The organism is Gordonia sihwensis (assembly GCF_029632925.1).
Taxonomy (GTDB): domain Bacteria; phylum Actinomycetota; class Actinomycetes; order Mycobacteriales; family Mycobacteriaceae; genus Gordonia; species Gordonia sihwensis.
This window is the reverse complement of record NZ_CP121248.1, coordinates 401,131-417,030: the sequence shown is the minus strand read 5'-3', so window position 1 is coordinate 417,030 and position 15,900 is coordinate 401,131. Positions and strand designations below refer to the sequence as shown.

The window sequence follows — 15,900 nt, the reverse complement described above, 5'->3', positions numbered from 1 at the left end:
GAGTCCCCACCCGAATGACCGCACCGCAGGCCTACCGGCCCCTGGAGGACCGCAAGCCGGGAGCCGACTTCTACTCGGCCGGATACCGCGTCCGGACCGGCGACATCGACCAGGACATGAGAGTTCGGCTCGACGGGATCGCTCGATATCTGCAGGACGTCGCGAACGACAACATCGCCGTCCTTCCGTTCGCCGACACCGACCCCTTCTGGATCATCCGCCGGACCGTGATCGACGTCCTCGAACCGATCACCTGGCCGTCGGAGCTGAGGATGGAACGGTGGTGCGGCGCACTGTCGACGCGGTGGACCAACATGCGCGTCCGGATCACCGCCGACGGCGGCACCAACCGGTTCAATCCCGAGCCTCGGCCCGACGGCCTCGTGGAGACCGAGGCCTTCTGGATCAACATGACCGAGTCCGGAACGCCCGCACGCATCAGCGATCTCGCGATGGAGACGCTCACCGCGATGACGGACGAGCACCGGTTGCGCTGGAAGGCGATGAATCCCGCCACCCCGCCGGCGGCCGAAGCACTGGAACTGCCCGACCGGGAACACGTCCTGCGGATCACCGACTTCGACCCGTTCAAGCACCTCAACAACGCCGCCTATTTCGAAGCGGTCGAGGACGAGCTGGTCCATCACGCCGACCTGATCGACGGACCGCACCGGGCGATCATCGAGTACCTGCGTCCGATCACCCCCGGCACGCGCGTCACCATCCGCAGGCAGCGACTCGACGGCACCCTGCTGATCTGGTTCGTCATCCCGGACGACGCCGGCGAACCGCAGGTGGCGGCGTCGGTCTCGGTGGCGTCGATTCCCGCGCCGTGAATCAATCCGCGCCGTGAATCCCGCGCGGACTAGTTGGCGCCGGTCAGGATCAACTCCATCAGTTTGACCGGCGCGGCACAGGCGTCACCGGCCTGCTGCCCCTCTGGTTCCACCCACCACGTGAAGATCCCGCCCGCGGGCGACTTCGCGGTCACTCCGCAGACAGCCGGCCTCGCGGGGTCGCGCTGGGTGAAGGCCGCTTGACTCTGCACCGAGATGTTCTCGGTGGTGAAGCCGAGATGCTGCGCGGTCTCCTTCTCCAGGTTGTAATCGCCCCACTCGAACCAGTTGAAGGTCACGTCGATCTGCTGCGGCAGCACCGACCAACGGCAGTTCGCTCCGAAGAAGTTCGATTCGGCGGTGGTTCCGCCCACCGCCTTCGCGATCGTCGCCGCGGGCAGTACCTCGCACTCGGCGAGCAGTTTGTCGAAACGGCTGGTGTCGACGTGGCCGGTGTCGGAACCGACCGCTCCTCCCTCGCGGACGGGCTGTCCGTCCACCGTGCACGCTGCCGACGCCGCGACCGCTGCCAGGCCCAGCACCGCCGCGGTCGCCCGCCTCCGGATCGACGTCATGCCGCCCCCTTCACGACCTTCTCGGTGATGCTCTTCGCGGCGCCGCACAGCTGGTCCTCGGCGATGGTGGGACCGGCGCCCGGACTGATCGGCGACGCCAGCGAGATCTCGATGAAATCGGCGTCCCACGCGACGCCGATCTCGCAGATTCCCGCGGTATGGGCGAGGAAGCCGGGATTGCCGTCGATCTCGTAGTCCTGCGTCGTGTCGCGGCTGAGCTGTTCGGTCCCTCGCTCGCGTCCGATCGGCGAGCCGCGGTACCAGTTGAACGAGACCGAACCGTTGCGCTGCGCGTCGGCGCGCCATTCACACGTCGAGGGGTTGTCGATCGCCAGCCGCAGGCCCGCCATGCCCGACATCCGGACCACGTCGTCGGTCGTGAGCCCACCGCATCGCGCGAACTGCGGACCCGTTCCCGCCTTCGGCGTCTCGGAGACATCCGCCGAGTCGGAACCGCCACCCGAGCACCCGGCGAGCAGCAGCGCCGCGAGCGCGGCGAGCGTCACCAGCATGATCTCCGAGCGGAAACGGTCGAGTTGCCTGCGTTCGCGCTTCGTCGGCCGTCCCGAACCCCGATCGCGCCGCGGGAGGCTGGCAAGAACCTCCCGCGGCGGCGGAGGCGGACTGTGGTCGATGTAGCACTCGGCCGCGGCCGGTGCGGAGACCCGTTTGCTGATCAGCCGCGTCACCTCGACGATCCGCTCGCGACCGTTCAGCCGCACGGTGACCCGGTCGCCGATCGACACCGGCGCCGCGGGTTTGGCGGTCGCACCGTTGAGCTGGACGTGTCCGGCGCGGCACGCGGCACCCGCGGCCGACCGCGTCTTGGTGAGCCGGATCGCCCAGATCCAGCTGTCGATGCGCGTCGCCATCACGCCCCTTCCCGTGGCAGTCCGATCGTCCCCCACAGTAATCGGACCCGCGGACTGCGCCCGGAAGACGCAGTGCACCGAGAGACGCAGATGCCCGGAACCTGACGAGCAGGTCCCGGGCATCGGGTCAAATGCGATCAGCTCAGGACGCGAGGGCCTTGGCCTTGAGGGCCTCGTACTCGGCCTCGGTGATGGTGCCCGCATCGAGCAGCGACTTCGCGGTCGCGATGTCGGCGGCCGGCGAGCTCTTGCCCGCCGCGTGCCGGATGTACTCCTGGTTCGCCTTCTCCGCGGCCAGCGCCGCTGCCTGACTGCGTTCGGTCATGCCGCGCCCGCGCGCGATCAGGTAGACGAACGCTGTGAGATACGGAAGAACGATGAGGAAGATGATCCAGACGACCTTCCATCCGGCGGCCAGCTTGTGGTCGCGGAACAGGTCGGTCAGGACCATGAAGAGCACCATCAGGTATGCGATGAAGGCGAAGACCAGCACCGTGTACCAGATCACGTTCCAGAACGAACTCCAGTCCATGGGGACCTACTTTCTTAGACGGGCGTCAATCGTATCCACGCTCGGCACCTCATGGGCAACAGCATCACCCGTAAAGGACTATGGTCCCGGCAGCCACTCGAGCCTCATCGCAGCGTCGATCACGGGCCCCTCGGTCGTCACGACAGTGGGGCAAAGGGTCCGTCCCGGCCTCATGAGGGAACAAAGTCCCTGGTAGGGGATTCGACTGAGCGATTAGGTTACGCTACCGTAATCGTCGTCGCAGACCGCAATACCCAGGAGTAAGCAACTATGTCAGCTGTCACCCTCTACGGCACCGAGACCGGCACCGGCGAGCTCGTGGCCGACGCCATCGCAGACGTATTGGCAGCAGACCACGATCCGTCGGTGTACGACATGGCGGAGTTCGCGGTCGAGGATCTCGACGCGAACGACTTCCTGGTGGTCGTCTGTTCCACCTACGGCGAGGGCGAACTGCCCTCCAGCGCGCTCCCGTTCGCGGACGAACTGGACGAGGAGAAGCCGGACCTCGCCGGGCTGCGTTTCGCGGTGTTCGGCATGGGCGACACCGTCTACGGCGACACCTACAACAAGGGCGGCGAGATCATGGCTGCCAAGCTCACCGAGCTGGGCGCGGTCCAGGTCGGCGAGCATTTCCGCCACGACGCGTCCTCGGCGGTGAAGCCGGCCAAGGCCGCCGAGGAATGGGCGCAGTCGCTCCCGGCGCTCATCGAGCAGGACTGAGCCGGCACACACCCCGACTCAGTGCGTGGACGTCACGGTCCGACGTTCACCCGCTCTTCACGCGTCTCACTCCGCTGTCCGCCTCGGACCGCCGCGTCCTGGGCGAGCTTGACCACCGCCGTCGCCGCGACCAGCGCCACGACGCAGAGGAACACGGCCGTCGGCGCGCTGACGTAGATGTTCTCGCCGAGCAATGCGACGCCGAGGATCATGGCGACGGTCGGTTCCATCACGTTCATCGCGGGGAACGAGGTCTGCAGATCGCCGGCACCGAAACCCCGCTGCTGCGCGACGATCGCCAGCACGATGACCGCGATGAGCAGGTACAGCTCGGCATGCGGGAGCACGGACAGCGGGTCGTCCACGATGCGCAGGGCGACAGCCTTGATGAGCAGTGCGGACACGCCGAACAACGCTCCGGACGCCAGACCGTAGCTCAGCGCTCGGAAATGCGCGCTCCGGCACCGTTCGGCATTGACCACGATTCCGATGATCCCCAGCACCAATGCCCCGACCGTGATGCCCATGACCACCACGTTCGGTCGCCGATCGGTCGATACCGGGCGCGCGAGCACCAGGAACAGGACCACGCACACCACGAGCGTCAGACCCCACAGCCATTCGGCGCGCTCGAACCGGCGTCTGTCTATCCAGGCCTCCATGGGCAGCGCGAACAGGACCGCCAGCACCACCAGCGGCTGAACCACGAGTATCGATCCGAGGCCGAGCGCGGCGGCCTGGAGACCGAAGCCGGCCAGTGCGATCACGGCTCCGAGCCACCAGCCGGCGGTGATGGCGCCACTGGCGGCCGACGCCCGCTGCCGAAGCACGGTTCCGCCGGCGATCAGCACTGCTGCGGTGATCGCGAGCAGTATCGGTGCCCAGGTATGCATCACTGACAGATTAGTGCCCGCGACACCGCCCGAGTCGGCTACCGGCCGGTGGGACTCAGCGTGCGATGCGGAGTTCGGTGGTGACCGGCGTGGCGTTCACCGTCAGGTCCTGCACCGGGCAGTGGCGTTCGACGGTCTCCTGGAGCCGCTGGTAGTCCCCGTCCGACGCAGGTCCGGAGATGTCGGCGATCACGCGCACCGCGGTGAATCCCGGTCGCACGTCGGCGTCGAGTCCGAAGAACCCGCGGACGTCCAGGTCACCTTCGGCCGACAGAGTGAGATCGTCGAACTCCACCCCGAGCCGTTCGGCCCAGAAGCGGTAGGTCACCACCTGGCACGACAGCAGTGCGGCCAGGTAGTACTCGACCGGGTTGGGCGCGCTGTCGCTTCCGCCGAGGGTCGGCGGCTCGTCGACCCGGACGCTGAACGAGCGCAGGGAGACCTCGCTCGACACTCCGGCCGTCGCCACCGCGGATGCGCCGAAGACCACCTGGGCATTGCTCGCCCTGGCGGCGACGGCATCGGCCGTGGCGGCGGCGATGGAGTTGAGCGGGGTCCGCGAATCCGGGATGTCGATCGGCTGTGTTGTCGTCATGGATGGAACCGTACGAAGATCCCGAGGCGCCGCACAGGGTTGCGGCCACAGCGGGTTTAAGCCTCGTCCGGCCCCGCCGCGGCCGCGCCTGCCCGGTTCTGTCACCCCCTGGATCTACCGTGTGGGCATGAGCTATCGCAGAGAACTCGAGCGGATGACGACACTGTCGTCGCAGGACATCGACGATGCCTGCGGGGGCTCGCGCATCCCGGCGTTGATCAACCACTGCGTCGACGAACTGCTGGAACTGACCGAGCTCGCCGACGAGGCGCTCACCGAGGAACGCATCGAGGAGCACGTCCTCTACGTGCAGGAGGTCTCGGCGTGGCGAGAGACCGCTCAACTGCTTCGGCTCATGGCGGCCGACCGCACCGTGCGCAGTACCGGTGCCGCATGACCGACCGCACCCTCATTCTGATGCGGCACGGCAAGTCCGCCTATCCGGACGGCGTCTACGATCACGATCGCCCGCTGAATGAGCGCGGGATGCGGCAGGCGCAGCTCGCCGGACGATGGATGACCGAGGACCGCCTCGCCGTCGATCAGGTGCTCTGTTCCACCTCGCGCAGGACGAGGATGACCCTCGAACAGACCGGCGTCGCCGCGCCGGTGGAGTTCATCGACGATCTGTACGGCGGGACGCCGTCGGAGGTGTTCGAGGCGGTTCGGATCCACACCCCGCCCGAAGCGTCCACCGTGCTGGTGGTGGGGCACTTCCCCGGCATGCCGGAGACCGCTCTGAGCCTCGATCCGGCCGGCGAGATCGACCGGTTTCCGACGTCCGCCTACGCGGTGCTGCGCATCGGTGTGCCCTGGGATCGCCTCGGGCTCGACGTGGACGCCGACGCCCGGCTCCTCGCGTTCCGGGTACCCCGCTGACCGCGGGGTTCTCCACGGTAACGTCGGCCGCATGACCCACACGATCACCGCACCGACCGACGTGGACCTGGTGCACCTGCGTCGATGCATCACTCTCGCCCGCGAAGCGCTCGACTCGGGCGACGAACCGTTCGGCTCGCTGATCGTCGATGCCGAGGGCATGGTCCGGTTCGCCGACCGCAACCGGGTCGGTGCCGGCGACCACACGCGGCACCCGGAGTTCGCGATCGCCCGGTGGGCGGCGAAGAATCTGACCGAGGAACAACGAGCCGCGGCCACCGTCTATACCTCCGGCGAACACTGTCCGATGTGTTCGGCGGCGCACGCGTGGGTCGGGCTGGGGCGGATCGTCTACGCGGTCGGCGCCCGCCGGCTCAGCACCTGGCGCACCGAGTGGGGCCTGCCCGAGGGCCCGGTCGCGGCCCTGCCGATCAACGAGGTCGCACCGGACGTCCCCGTCTCCGGTCCGGCCCCCGAACTGGCCGACGAGATCCGCGAGTTGCACGCTCGTTCGGCCGGAGTGAACCTCACCTGACCCGCGCCGGAATCCGGCGGCCGCACTGCCGCCGGATTCACTCCGGGTCGAGCAGTTCCAGCCGCACCGCGAGCAGTCTGATCGGCCGGTCGATCTCGAAGGCGTCGAGCAGATCGTCCGCGACAGCCGCGATCGCATCGAGAGACGTCGTCGGAGCCGGCAGCTTACGCATCTTGGTTCTGGTGAAGAATGTGGCCGTCCGTACGGTGAGGCCGACACGGAACGGGGTGCGCCCCTCCGCGACCACCTGTTCGAGCACCTCCTCGGTGAGGGCCCGGACCGCCTCATGCAGTCGGCCGGGATAGGTGAGGTCGGTGTCGTAGGTCCGCGCCTTCGAATGCGACTTGGCGATCCGCGGCTCGTCGGAGATCGCGTCATCGCCTCCGCCCCGGCACAGCACGTACAGCCAGTCGCCCTGGTGCGGGCCGAACATCGCCGTCAAGTCGTCTCGATCGGCGGCGGCGAGCTGCGCCACCGTGTCGATTCCCGCGGCCGACAGCTTGGCCGCGGTCCGCGATCCCACACTCCACAGTTCGCGGCAGGGACGGTGGTTCATCAGCGAGGCCCAGTTGCCGTCGTCGAGCACGAAGACCCGCTGTTCCTCGCCGGCCTCCGGACTCCGGACGGCCTGCTTCGCGAATCCGGTCGCCGCCTTGGCACGCTGTTTGTTGTCGGAGACGCCCACGCAGCAGTCCAACCCGGTCGCCGACACCACCGCTCGTCTGATGCTCCGCGCCGTCTCGATGACGTCGGCGGCACTCAGCAGACGCGGGCCCGCGCGGTCTTCGATTCCCAGATAGGCCTCATCCCAGCCCCACACCTCGAGCGCATCGCCGAATCCCCGGAGGACGTCCATCACGCGCTCGGATGCGGCTTCGTACTCCCCCATGTCGAGCGGGAGGAATACCGCGTCGGGCGCCTTCTTGCTCGCGGCGCGCATCGGCATACCTGCCCGTACTCCGTCCGCGCGCGCCTCGTACGAGGCGCAGGTCACCACCTGCCGGGCACGCGTCGGATCGCCGTCCCCGCCGACGATCACCGCCTGTCCGACCAACTCCGGTCGCCGCTGCCGCTCCACGGAGACCTGGAACTGGTCGAGGTCGACGTGGAGCAGCCATCGGTAGCGGGTCGGGACACCCATGCGTCAACTGTATGGGAACACCGGCGGGCGGATCAGCCCGCGAGGGCGGGCTCGGTGGCGGAAGTCTCCGGCGCGGGCTGGTCGCTCGCAGGGGTCTCGCTCGCAGGCGTCTCGGCGGCGGGCTCCTCAGACGGCGTCTCCTGGGTCGGCGTCTCCTGGGACGGCGCGGGCTCGACGATCTCGATCGGGGCCGGCTCCGGAGCCGGGTTGACGATCATCGGAGGCAGATTCGTCGACGGTTCGCCGACGACCGCGTCGTCGAGCGCACACTCGGGAGCGGAGGTGGTGACCGCGGCGAGGGTCGCCGTGTCGTCATCCTGCGTCGGCTCGGCAGGACTCCCCGGCCCTGTCGGCCCTGTCGGCTCGGTCGGCCCTGTCGGCTTCGCCGCGAGTCCGTCGATCAGGTTCTTGGCGAACTTCACGTCGTCGCCGATCGTGACAGTGTTCAGGTAGTTGCGCAGTGTCCCGATGGGATCGAAGGGGTTGTCGAGGCTCAGGGTGCCGAGTCCGAACGGATTGTCCACCTGCACCAGGCTGATCTTCGGCAGCAGTCCGGCGTGCGCACCCTGAGTGATCCTCGTGATCTGCGGCAGTCCGATCAGGTTCGGGCGAGTGCTGCCGTTCACCTCCACCGGCGGGAAGAACACGATCTGGTGTCCGAGCCACTCCACGGTGATCGGGTTGCGCAGTCCGTAATCACTGGTCAGCCAGTGCGCGGTGACGGTCCGCTCCACCACCGGATCGAGGATCGGCGCACCGGACTCATCGGTGGCCTGCTCCATCAGCTGCTTGCCGTCGGGACCGAGCTTGGGCTTCTTCACCGACCTGGTCTTGGTCTCGGTCTTCTGCTCGCCGGTCTCCTCGTCGATGACGGGAGCGCCGTTCTCGTCGGCGACCGGCGCCTGGTACTCCTCATTGACCCACTCGTACACGCCGACCATCCGCGGGGCGGTCTTGACCCGCATCACCTGCTTGCCGTCGGCATCGAGCTTCGGGGTCACCCCGTCGGCCTCGAACACCGGTTCCTTGGCGTACACCGTCTGCACGTCCTTGGTGAACCGCACGAAGTCCTTGGCGAACTTGATCCGGTCCTCGCCGGACATCAGCGCCTTGAGCATGTCGGCCACGAACGGAGTGTCCATCATCGAGCCGAGGTCGCCGTCGCCCGACAGCAGCGGTGCCATCTGCTTCAGCAGCGCATCGTTGCCGAAGAGCAACGACGTGACGTCGGTCAGTCCCCACTGCTCCTGGCGGTGACCGCCGTCGGTGACCGGACGCAGATCCTTGTAGTAGTCGAACGTGCCGAGGGCGTTGGTACACGAACCGAGGCCCTCCGCCGTCGCCCGCGTCTGGAAGCCGAAGCAGGCCACCTCCTTCAGACCCGGCAGATTGCCGTTGATGCCGTCGACCAGATCGAGCATTCCGGCGGCGTCGGCCCCGGCCTCACCCGCGAGGCTGGAGTCGAGCAGACCCGCATTGCGCAGCTGGGTGAAGTCGAGTTCCTGTCCGAACCAGGTGAACTTGATGTCGTTGGTGTCCATGTTCACCGCGGACGCGAGACCCAGCTGCGACTGCGCGGTCGACGTCCGCCCGTGATCGGCGCCCGCGAGCGCTACCGCCAGCGCGTTGGCGGTCTGTGCGAGCGCGGTTCCCCCGCGCATCGACAGCGCGACGTTGATGCCGTCGCCGACGATGGTGGAACTGCCGATCGGCTTCACCGGAGCAGGCAGATCCTGCGGCTGGGTGTAGTCGTACTTGTGGTTGGTCAGGTATTCGGCGAGCTTGAGCGCCTCGGTGCGCTTCTCGAGATTGAGATCCTCGCCCTTGGTGACCTTCGTACCGCCGACTAAGAGGCAGCCGCCCAGCACCGTGTTCTTGATCGATCCGTCGTTCTGGAGGCATCCGTCCTTCGCCGCCCTGTTCACCGGCAGGGCCGCGTCGCGCTGGATCTCGGCGTAGGTCTTGTACTTGTCGAACGCGCCCGGATCGACCCTCGGCATGCCCAGCGCGGAGGCAGCGCCCTTCACGAAGTCCCTGCCGAGGGTGACGCCGCCGAGGATCTCGAGCAGGTTCCGCTCCCCCATCCGGTACTTGACGACGAGCAGGTTGATGTCGTCACCGAGGTCGAGCACCATGTTCTCGGCCGCCTGGCCGACCTCGAGAGTCTCGGGCAGCACCAACGCGACGCCCGTTCCGTTGGAGCCCTTGCAGTCCGCGATCGCCTGCGGCGGGGCCGCCGGATCGAACTCCGTGCTCTTCGACGAGTCCGGACCGGTCGCGAGCGCACCCGTCCGGCACATCTCGACGAACTGGGAGACCATCGGATCGTCGAGCATCCCGAGGATCGCGTTCGGGTCCAGATCGCCCAGCCCGGCGATCGCGCTGGTCGAGGTCTCCGCGAAGGCGTGACCCGCGGGAGCCATGGCCGCACCTGCACCCAGAGCCGCGACGGCTCCCACCGCAGCGATCCCCTTCTTCAGCCGGCGGCGGCGCGCGCCTTCGGCGCGATCGAGTGCGCGGCGCTGCGCACGGTTCATGGGCTCAGTCACAGTTCTTCTCCAGAAGGGGGCGGATCTCTTCGCAAATCGGTCGAATCATAATTCGTGCCAGATTCCGGGTTCGTTTCGGCTGAACGGACGACGTGGCACAAATCTGACTTCGCCCAGGTCGAGGTGGCACAAATCCATTCCTCGCGAACGCACGCCGGCGACGGGGGCCGAGTCTCGCGACGCTATCGATTCAGAAACGACCGGCTTTGCCGGTTTCCCATCCGTCACACCCGTCTCGTACGGTGACCTGTATGGCAGGAACTCGCACTACTCGACGCATGCCCTGGATCGCACGCCTCGCGATCATCGCCCTCGCCGGCACGATGGCGCTCCTGGTGCCGCCCGCCGCTCCGGCCGATGCGGCGCCCCGCGTGACCGCGGAACAGCGGATCAGTGCCACCGTCAGCCTGATCTCGGTGTACTCGCCGTCGATGCATCGCACGATCCGCGCGCACGTGTTGCATCCCGCCGGACGGCCGAGCGGAGTTCCGACTTTCTACATGCTTCCGGGCGCCGGCGGTGCCGAGGACGGGATCTCCTGGTACAACAACACGCCGGTTCGCCGGTTCTTCGCCGATAAGCGCACCAATGTGGTCCTGCCGATCGGCGGACGGTTCTCGATGATGACCGACTGGATCTCCGACGACCCGATCCTCGGCCGCAACAAGTGGCAGACCTTCGTCAACCGGGAGCTCCCCGCAGCGGTGAACCGAGCCTTCCGCACCAACGGAGTCAGCGCACTCTCGGGCGTCTCCATGTCCGCCGGTCCGGCACTCGACCTCGCGACGCAGGCGCCCGGAAAGTACCGCGCCGTGGCCGCGTACAGCGGCTGTCCCGGCGCCGCCGATCCGCTCGGCACCATCGCGGCCACGGCGATCGTCGCCCGCGGCGGCGGCAACGTGCTCAATATGTGGGGACCTCCCGGCGGCCCGGCCTGGCGTGCCCACGATCCAGTGCTCAATGCCGCCAAGCTGCGCGGCACCGCCGTCTACCTGTCGGCGGGTTCAGGCCTGCCCGGTCCCGTCGACGGTGATCCGCTGCGCACCGGCGGCGGGCTCGTCGGTGGCAACATCATGGAGGCCATCGCGCTGCGGTGCACCACGAATATGGCCGACCGGCTGAGCGCCCTGGGTATCCCGCACACCTTCGTGCACCGGCCCGACGGCGTCCACACCTGGGGCCTGTTCTACGCCGACCTTCGCAATTCATGGCCGATGATCGCGCGCGCGATCGGCGCCTGAGCGCACGCCGCGCTCATTCCCGGGCGAGTTCCTCCGCACGTGGCGCCAGAGCCCGCGTCACGGAAGCGAACTTCGCGACGAGTTCCTTGCCGAACAGCAGCTTGACGATGCCCGACGCCGGGCCGGTGATCTCGAAGTGCGACTCGTACCGGCTGCGTCCGTCGCCGAGGTCGACCACGGTGTGCCTGCGCAGGCTGCGCACCGCGCCGAACGGCGCGGGCTTCATCCGATAGGAGAACGACCGGCCCTCGTCGACGGCGTCGATGTACTCACGCGTCCGCTTCAGCCCGCCCGGACCGAGCCGGAAGCGCATGTCGATCGGATCGCCCGGCCGCAGGGTGGATCGGCACTCCACCTGGAAGGGATTCCATTCGCCGTACGCATCGAAGTCGGTCAGCACCTGCCACACCACGGCGGCGGGAGCGTCGATGTCGATCGAACTGTCGGTGATCAGAGCCATGCGGCCATCGTAGAACACGTTCTAAATCGGCGGCGTTCGCCGGGTCGAGGCACGATACGACGAGGGTCCCGCCTCCGGATGGAGACGGGACCCTGCGTTCGGTCGGATCAGCGGAAGTCGCTGCCGAAGCCGTAGTCGTCCAACGGAACGGCGGCACCGCTCGGGGCACCGAAGGTGCCGTCCGGGCTGTAGTAGGTGTCGTCGTAGGTCGGCAGGGCGTACGCCGCTGCGCGGGCCTCCTCGGTCGGCTGGACCTCGATGTTGCGGTAGCGGTTGATACCGGTACCGGCCGGGATCAGCTTACCGATGATCACGTTCTCCTTGAGGCCGACGAGCTTGTCGCTGCGGTTGTTGATCGCCGCATCGGTCAGCACGCGGGTGGTCTCCTGGAACGACGCCGCCGACAGCCACGAATCGGTGGCCAGCGAGGCCTTCGTGATGCCCATGAGGACCGGTCGGCCGGCAGCCGGCTCCCCGCCCTCGGCGACGACGGCCCGGTTGGCCGCCTCGAACTCGGCGCGCTCGGTGAGCGAACCGGGCAGGAACTCGGTGGCACCGGAGTCGATGATCGTCACACGGCGCAGCATCTGGCGGACGATCGTCTCCACGTGCTTGTCGTGGATCGACACACCCTGGCTCCGGTACACCTCCTGGACCTCGTTGACCAGGTGGATCTGCACCTGACGCGGGCCCATCACGCGGAGCACCTCGTGCGGATCGGCAGCGCCCTCGAGGAGCTGCTGACCGACCTCGACGTGATCGCCGTCGGCCAGCAGACGCTCGCTGCCGTCCTCGTGGCGGAACACGCGCAGACGCTGACGCTTCGACAGCTTGTCGTACACGACCTCGTCGCTCCCGTCGTCCGGGATGATCGTGATCTTGTAGAACCGGTCGTCGTCCTCCATGCGGACCCGGCCCGAGACCTCGGCGATCGGGGCCTTGCCCTTGGGGACACGGGCCTCGAACAGCTCGGTGACTCGCGGCAGACCACCGGTGATGTCGTCACCGACGCCACCCTGGTGGAAGGTACGCATCGTCAGCTGCGTGCCGGGCTCACCGATCGACTGCGCCGCGATGATGCCGACGGCCTCGCCGATGTCGACGAGCTTGCCGGTGGCCATCGAACGGCCGTAGCAGTGCGCGCACACGCCGGTGCCGGTGGCACAGGTCAGGACCGAACGGACCTTGACCTCGGAGATGCCTGCCGCGAGGAGAGCCTCGATCGCCGGATCGCCCAGGTCGTGCCCGCGCTCCACCACGACGTTTCCGTCCGCGTCGACCGCATCGGCCGCGAGCGTACGGGCGTACGCCGAGGTCTCGACGTGGGCGTCGCGGATGATGCTGCCGTCCGGCTGCTTCTCGCCGAGCGGCACCACGATGCCGCGCTCGGTGCCGCAGTCGGTCTCGCGGACGATGACGTCCTGCGACACGTCCACCAGACGACGGGTCAGGTAGCCCGAGTCGGCCGTACGCAGTGCCGTGTCCGCCAGACCCTTACGAGCGCCGTGCGTGTTGATGAAGTACTCGGCAACGGTCAGGCCCTCGCGGAACGAGGACTTGATCGGACGCGGGATGAACTCGCCCTTCGGGTTCGTCACCAGGCCCTTCATACCCGACAGGTTGCGGACCTGGGTCATGTTGCCCGTGGCACCCGACTTCGGGATCATCGTGATCGGGTTGTCGTCGGGGTAGTAGTCCTCGAGCGCCTTACCGACCTCTTCGGTGGCCTGCTTCCAGATCTCGACCAGGGCGTCGCGACGCTCGTCGGGGGTCAGACCACCGCGCTGGAACTTGCGCTCCAGACCGTCGGCCCGCTCCTCGTAGCGCTCCAGGATCTCCGCCTTGGCCGGCGGCACCAGAACGTCCGACATCGAGACGGTGACGCCCGAGCGGGTGGCCCAGTAGAAGCCCACGTCCTTCAGCTTGTCGACGGTCTGCGCGACGACGATCATCGGGTAGCGCTCGGCGAGATCGTTGATGATCACGGCCTGACGCTTCTTCGGCATCTGCTCGTCGATGAACGGGTAGTCGCGCGGCAGCAGCTCGTTGAACAGCACACGTCCCAGGGTGGTGACGGTCTCCCACGGCTGACCACGGGTCCAGCCCTCCGGGAACAGCTCCGCCTCCACGTCGGCGGGCGGACGCTGGTCGGTCAGCCGCACCTTGATGCGCGACTGGATGGTCAGCGCACCGCGGTCGACGGCCATGATGGCCTCGGCCGGGCTCGAGTAGACGCCGCGCTCCACGTCGCCGTCCGTGGCACCGGTGTACTCGCCGGTCAGACCGTCCTTCTGGGTGGTCAGGTAGTACAGGCCGGTCACCATGTCCAGACGCGGCATGGCCAGCGGGCGGCCCGATGCCGGCGACAGGATGTTGTTCGAGGACAGCATCAGGATGCGGGCCTCGGCCTGCGCCTCCGCGGACAGCGGCAGGTGCACGGCCATCTGGTCACCGTCGAAGTCGGCGTTGAACGCCTCACAGACCAGCGGGTGCAGCTGGATGGCCTTGCCCTCCACCAGCTGCGGCTCGAAGGCCTGGATGCCGAGTCGGTGCAGCGTCGGCGCACGGTTCAGCAGAACCGGGTGCTCGGCGATGACCTCTTCGAGGACGTCCCAGACGGCGGGGCGCTGACGCTCCACCATGCGCTTGGCCGACTTGATGTTCTGGGCCTGGTTGAGATCCACCAGACGCTTCATCACGAAGGGCTTGAACAGTTCCAGAGCCATCAGCTTCGGCAGGCCGCACTGATGCAGCTTGAGCTGCGGGCCGACCACGATGACGCTTCGGCCCGAGTAGTCGACGCGCTTGCCGAGCAGGTTCTGACGGAATCGGCCCTGCTTGCCCTTGAGCAGATCGCTCAGGGACTTCAGCGGGCGGTTGCCCGGCCCGGTGACCGGACGGCCGCGACGGCCGTTGTCGAACAGCGCGTCCACCGACTCCTGCAGCATCCGCTTCTCGTTGTTGACGATGATCTCGGGAGCACCGAGGTCGATCAGTCGCTTGAGACGGTTGTTGCGGTTGATGACACGGCGGTACAGATCGTTCAGATCGGAGGTCGCGAAGCGGCCACCGTCGAGCTGAACCATCGGGCGCAGTTCCGGCGGGATCACCGGCACGGCGTCGAGCACCATCGCCTGGGGCGAGTTGCCGGACTGCTGGAACGCCGCCACGACCTTCAGCCGCTTCAGCGCGCGCAGCTTCTTCTGGCCCTTGCCGCTGCGGATCGTCTCGCGCAGCGACTCGGCCTCGGCCTCGATGTCGAAGTTCTCGAGCAGCTTCTTGATGGCCTCGGCGCCCATCGAGCCGGTGAAGTACTCGCCGAAACGGTCCTCGAGCTCGCGGTACAGACGCTCGTCGACGATCAGGTCGCCCGGGGTGAGCTTGGTGAACTTGTCCCAGATCTCGTCGAGAGCCTCGACCTCGCGGTTCGCGTGGTCGCGCATGCGCTTGAGCTCACGCTCGGCGGCGTCGCGGACCTTGCGCTTGGCGTCGGCCTTGGCGCCCTCGGCCTCGAGCTCGGCCAGATCGGCCTCGAGCTTCTGCTGACGCTCGGCGAGAGCGGCCTCGAGATCGTCGAGGATCGCCTTGCGCTCCACACCGATCTCGGCCTCGCGGGTCGAGAGCTCGGCGTGACGCAGTTCGTCGTCGACGGCGGTGATCACGTAGGCGGCGAAGTAGATGATCTTCTCGAGATCCTTCGGCGCCAGGTCGAGCAGGTAGCCCAGCCGGCTCGGCACGCCCTTGAAGTACCAGATGTGCGTGACCGGGGCGGCCAGCTCGATGTGGCCCATGCGCTCACGGCGCACCTTGGCCTTGGTCACCTCGACGCCGCAGCGCTCACAGATGATGCCCTTGAAGCGCACGCGCTTGTACTTGCCGCAGTAGCACTCCCAGTCGCGAGTCGGTCCGAAGATCTTCTCGCAGAACAGGCCGTCCTTCTCGGGCTTGAGCGTGCGGTAGTTGATGGTCTCCGGCTTCTTGACCTCACCGTACGACCAGTTGTGGATGTCGTCGGCCGTCGCAAGGCCGATCTTCAGTTCGTCGAAAAAGTTGACGTCGAGCACTAGTT

At 67.6% G+C, this 15,900-nt stretch carries 15 protein-coding genes; 6 read left to right on the top strand and 9 right to left on the bottom strand.

Annotation, left to right across the window (positions count from 1 at the left end):
- The first annotated feature begins 14 nt into the window (after nt 1-14).
- Complete coding sequence (locus tag P5P27_RS02055) at nt 15-836, top strand: acyl-[acyl-carrier-protein] thioesterase (RefSeq protein WP_045536617.1); 822 nt, start codon at nt 15-17, stop codon at nt 834-836.
- A 29-nt stretch (nt 837-865) separates the two neighbouring features.
- On the opposite strand, the gene P5P27_RS02050 is transcribed toward P5P27_RS02055, so the two are convergent.
- The 3 genes from P5P27_RS02050 to P5P27_RS02040 form a co-directional block, all read right to left on the bottom strand.
- Complete coding sequence (locus P5P27_RS02050) at nt 866-1,411, bottom strand: DUF3558 domain-containing protein (protein ID WP_006894425.1); 546 nt, start codon at nt 1,409-1,411, stop codon at nt 866-868.
- A complete protein-coding gene (locus tag P5P27_RS02045) occupies nt 1,408-2,283 on the bottom strand; it encodes a DUF3558 family protein (RefSeq protein WP_006894424.1) in 876 nt (291 codons plus the stop codon). The genes P5P27_RS02050 and P5P27_RS02045 overlap by 4 nt, the downstream gene beginning before the upstream one ends.
- 142 nt (nt 2,284-2,425) lie before the next feature.
- Nucleotides 2,426-2,815 carry an SHOCT domain-containing protein gene (locus tag P5P27_RS02040; RefSeq protein ID WP_006894423.1) on the bottom strand — a complete coding sequence of 130 codons (390 nt, stop codon included), beginning with the start codon at nt 2,813-2,815 and terminating at the stop codon, nt 2,426-2,428.
- 270 nt (nt 2,816-3,085) lie between these two features.
- On the opposite strand from P5P27_RS02040, the gene P5P27_RS02035 reads away from it, so the two are divergent.
- Nucleotides 3,086-3,538, top strand: a complete 453-nt coding sequence (locus P5P27_RS02035; RefSeq protein ID WP_278126153.1) for a flavodoxin domain-containing protein — start codon at nt 3,086-3,088, stop codon at nt 3,536-3,538.
- A gap of 32 nt (nt 3,539-3,570) precedes the next feature.
- Here P5P27_RS02035 and P5P27_RS02030 read toward each other — a convergent pair whose 3' ends face one another.
- Both P5P27_RS02030 and P5P27_RS02025 read right to left on the bottom strand, forming a co-directional pair.
- Nucleotides 3,571-4,431: a DMT family transporter gene (locus P5P27_RS02030; RefSeq protein ID WP_039866598.1), complete on the bottom strand. Its 861-nt coding sequence runs from the start codon at nt 4,429-4,431 to the stop codon at nt 3,571-3,573.
- Between the two features lie 55 nt (nt 4,432-4,486).
- Nucleotides 4,487-5,026: an OsmC family protein gene (locus tag P5P27_RS02025; protein ID WP_278126150.1), complete on the bottom strand. Its 540-nt coding sequence runs from the start codon at nt 5,024-5,026 to the stop codon at nt 4,487-4,489.
- 127 nt (nt 5,027-5,153) lie between these two features.
- Here P5P27_RS02025 and P5P27_RS02020 point away from each other — a divergent pair, with 127 nt between their 5' ends.
- Genes P5P27_RS02020 through P5P27_RS02010 form a run of 3 tightly spaced genes read left to right on the top strand, consistent with a single transcriptional unit; the run spans nt 5,154 to nt 6,440 of the window.
- Nucleotides 5,154-5,423, top strand: a complete 270-nt coding sequence (locus P5P27_RS02020; RefSeq protein WP_039866595.1) for a hypothetical protein — start codon at nt 5,154-5,156, stop codon at nt 5,421-5,423.
- On the top strand, nt 5,420-5,905 hold the full coding sequence (locus P5P27_RS02015) for a SixA phosphatase family protein (protein ID WP_278126148.1): 486 nt from the start codon (nt 5,420-5,422) through the stop codon (nt 5,903-5,905). Before P5P27_RS02020 ends, P5P27_RS02015 begins: the two co-directional genes overlap by 4 nt.
- Before the next feature lie 31 nt (nt 5,906-5,936).
- Nucleotides 5,937-6,440 carry a nucleoside deaminase gene (locus P5P27_RS02010; protein WP_045536606.1) on the top strand — a complete coding sequence of 168 codons (504 nt, stop codon included), beginning with the start codon at nt 5,937-5,939 and terminating at the stop codon, nt 6,438-6,440.
- A gap of 37 nt (nt 6,441-6,477) precedes the next feature.
- Here P5P27_RS02010 and P5P27_RS02005 read toward each other — a convergent pair whose 3' ends face one another.
- Both P5P27_RS02005 and P5P27_RS02000 read right to left on the bottom strand, forming a co-directional pair.
- Nucleotides 6,478-7,581 carry a DNA polymerase IV gene (locus tag P5P27_RS02005; protein WP_278126144.1) on the bottom strand — a complete coding sequence of 368 codons (1,104 nt, stop codon included), beginning with the start codon at nt 7,579-7,581 and terminating at the stop codon, nt 6,478-6,480.
- A 32-nt stretch (nt 7,582-7,613) separates the two neighbouring features.
- The gene (locus tag P5P27_RS02000; RefSeq protein WP_278126143.1) at nt 7,614-10,130 is read right to left on the bottom strand and encodes a hypothetical protein; all 2,517 of its coding nucleotides are present in this window, start codon (nt 10,128-10,130) and stop codon (nt 7,614-7,616) included.
- A gap of 278 nt (nt 10,131-10,408) precedes the next feature.
- Here P5P27_RS02000 and P5P27_RS01995 point away from each other — a divergent pair, with 278 nt between their 5' ends.
- Complete coding sequence (locus P5P27_RS01995; protein WP_278126140.1) at nt 10,409-11,371, top strand: alpha/beta hydrolase; 963 nt, start codon at nt 10,409-10,411, stop codon at nt 11,369-11,371.
- Between the two features lie 13 nt (nt 11,372-11,384).
- Here the strand turns inward: P5P27_RS01995 and P5P27_RS01990 are convergent, their stop codons facing one another.
- A complete protein-coding gene (locus P5P27_RS01990) occupies nt 11,385-11,831 on the bottom strand; it encodes an SRPBCC domain-containing protein (RefSeq protein ID WP_045536598.1) in 447 nt (148 codons plus the stop codon).
- Nucleotides 11,832-11,938: 107 nt separating this feature from the next.
- Nucleotides 11,939-15,895, bottom strand: coding sequence for a DNA-directed RNA polymerase subunit beta' (locus P5P27_RS01985; protein WP_006894411.1), 3,957 nt, complete (start codon nt 15,893-15,895; stop codon nt 11,939-11,941).
- Nucleotides 15,896-15,900 lie beyond the last annotated feature (5 nt).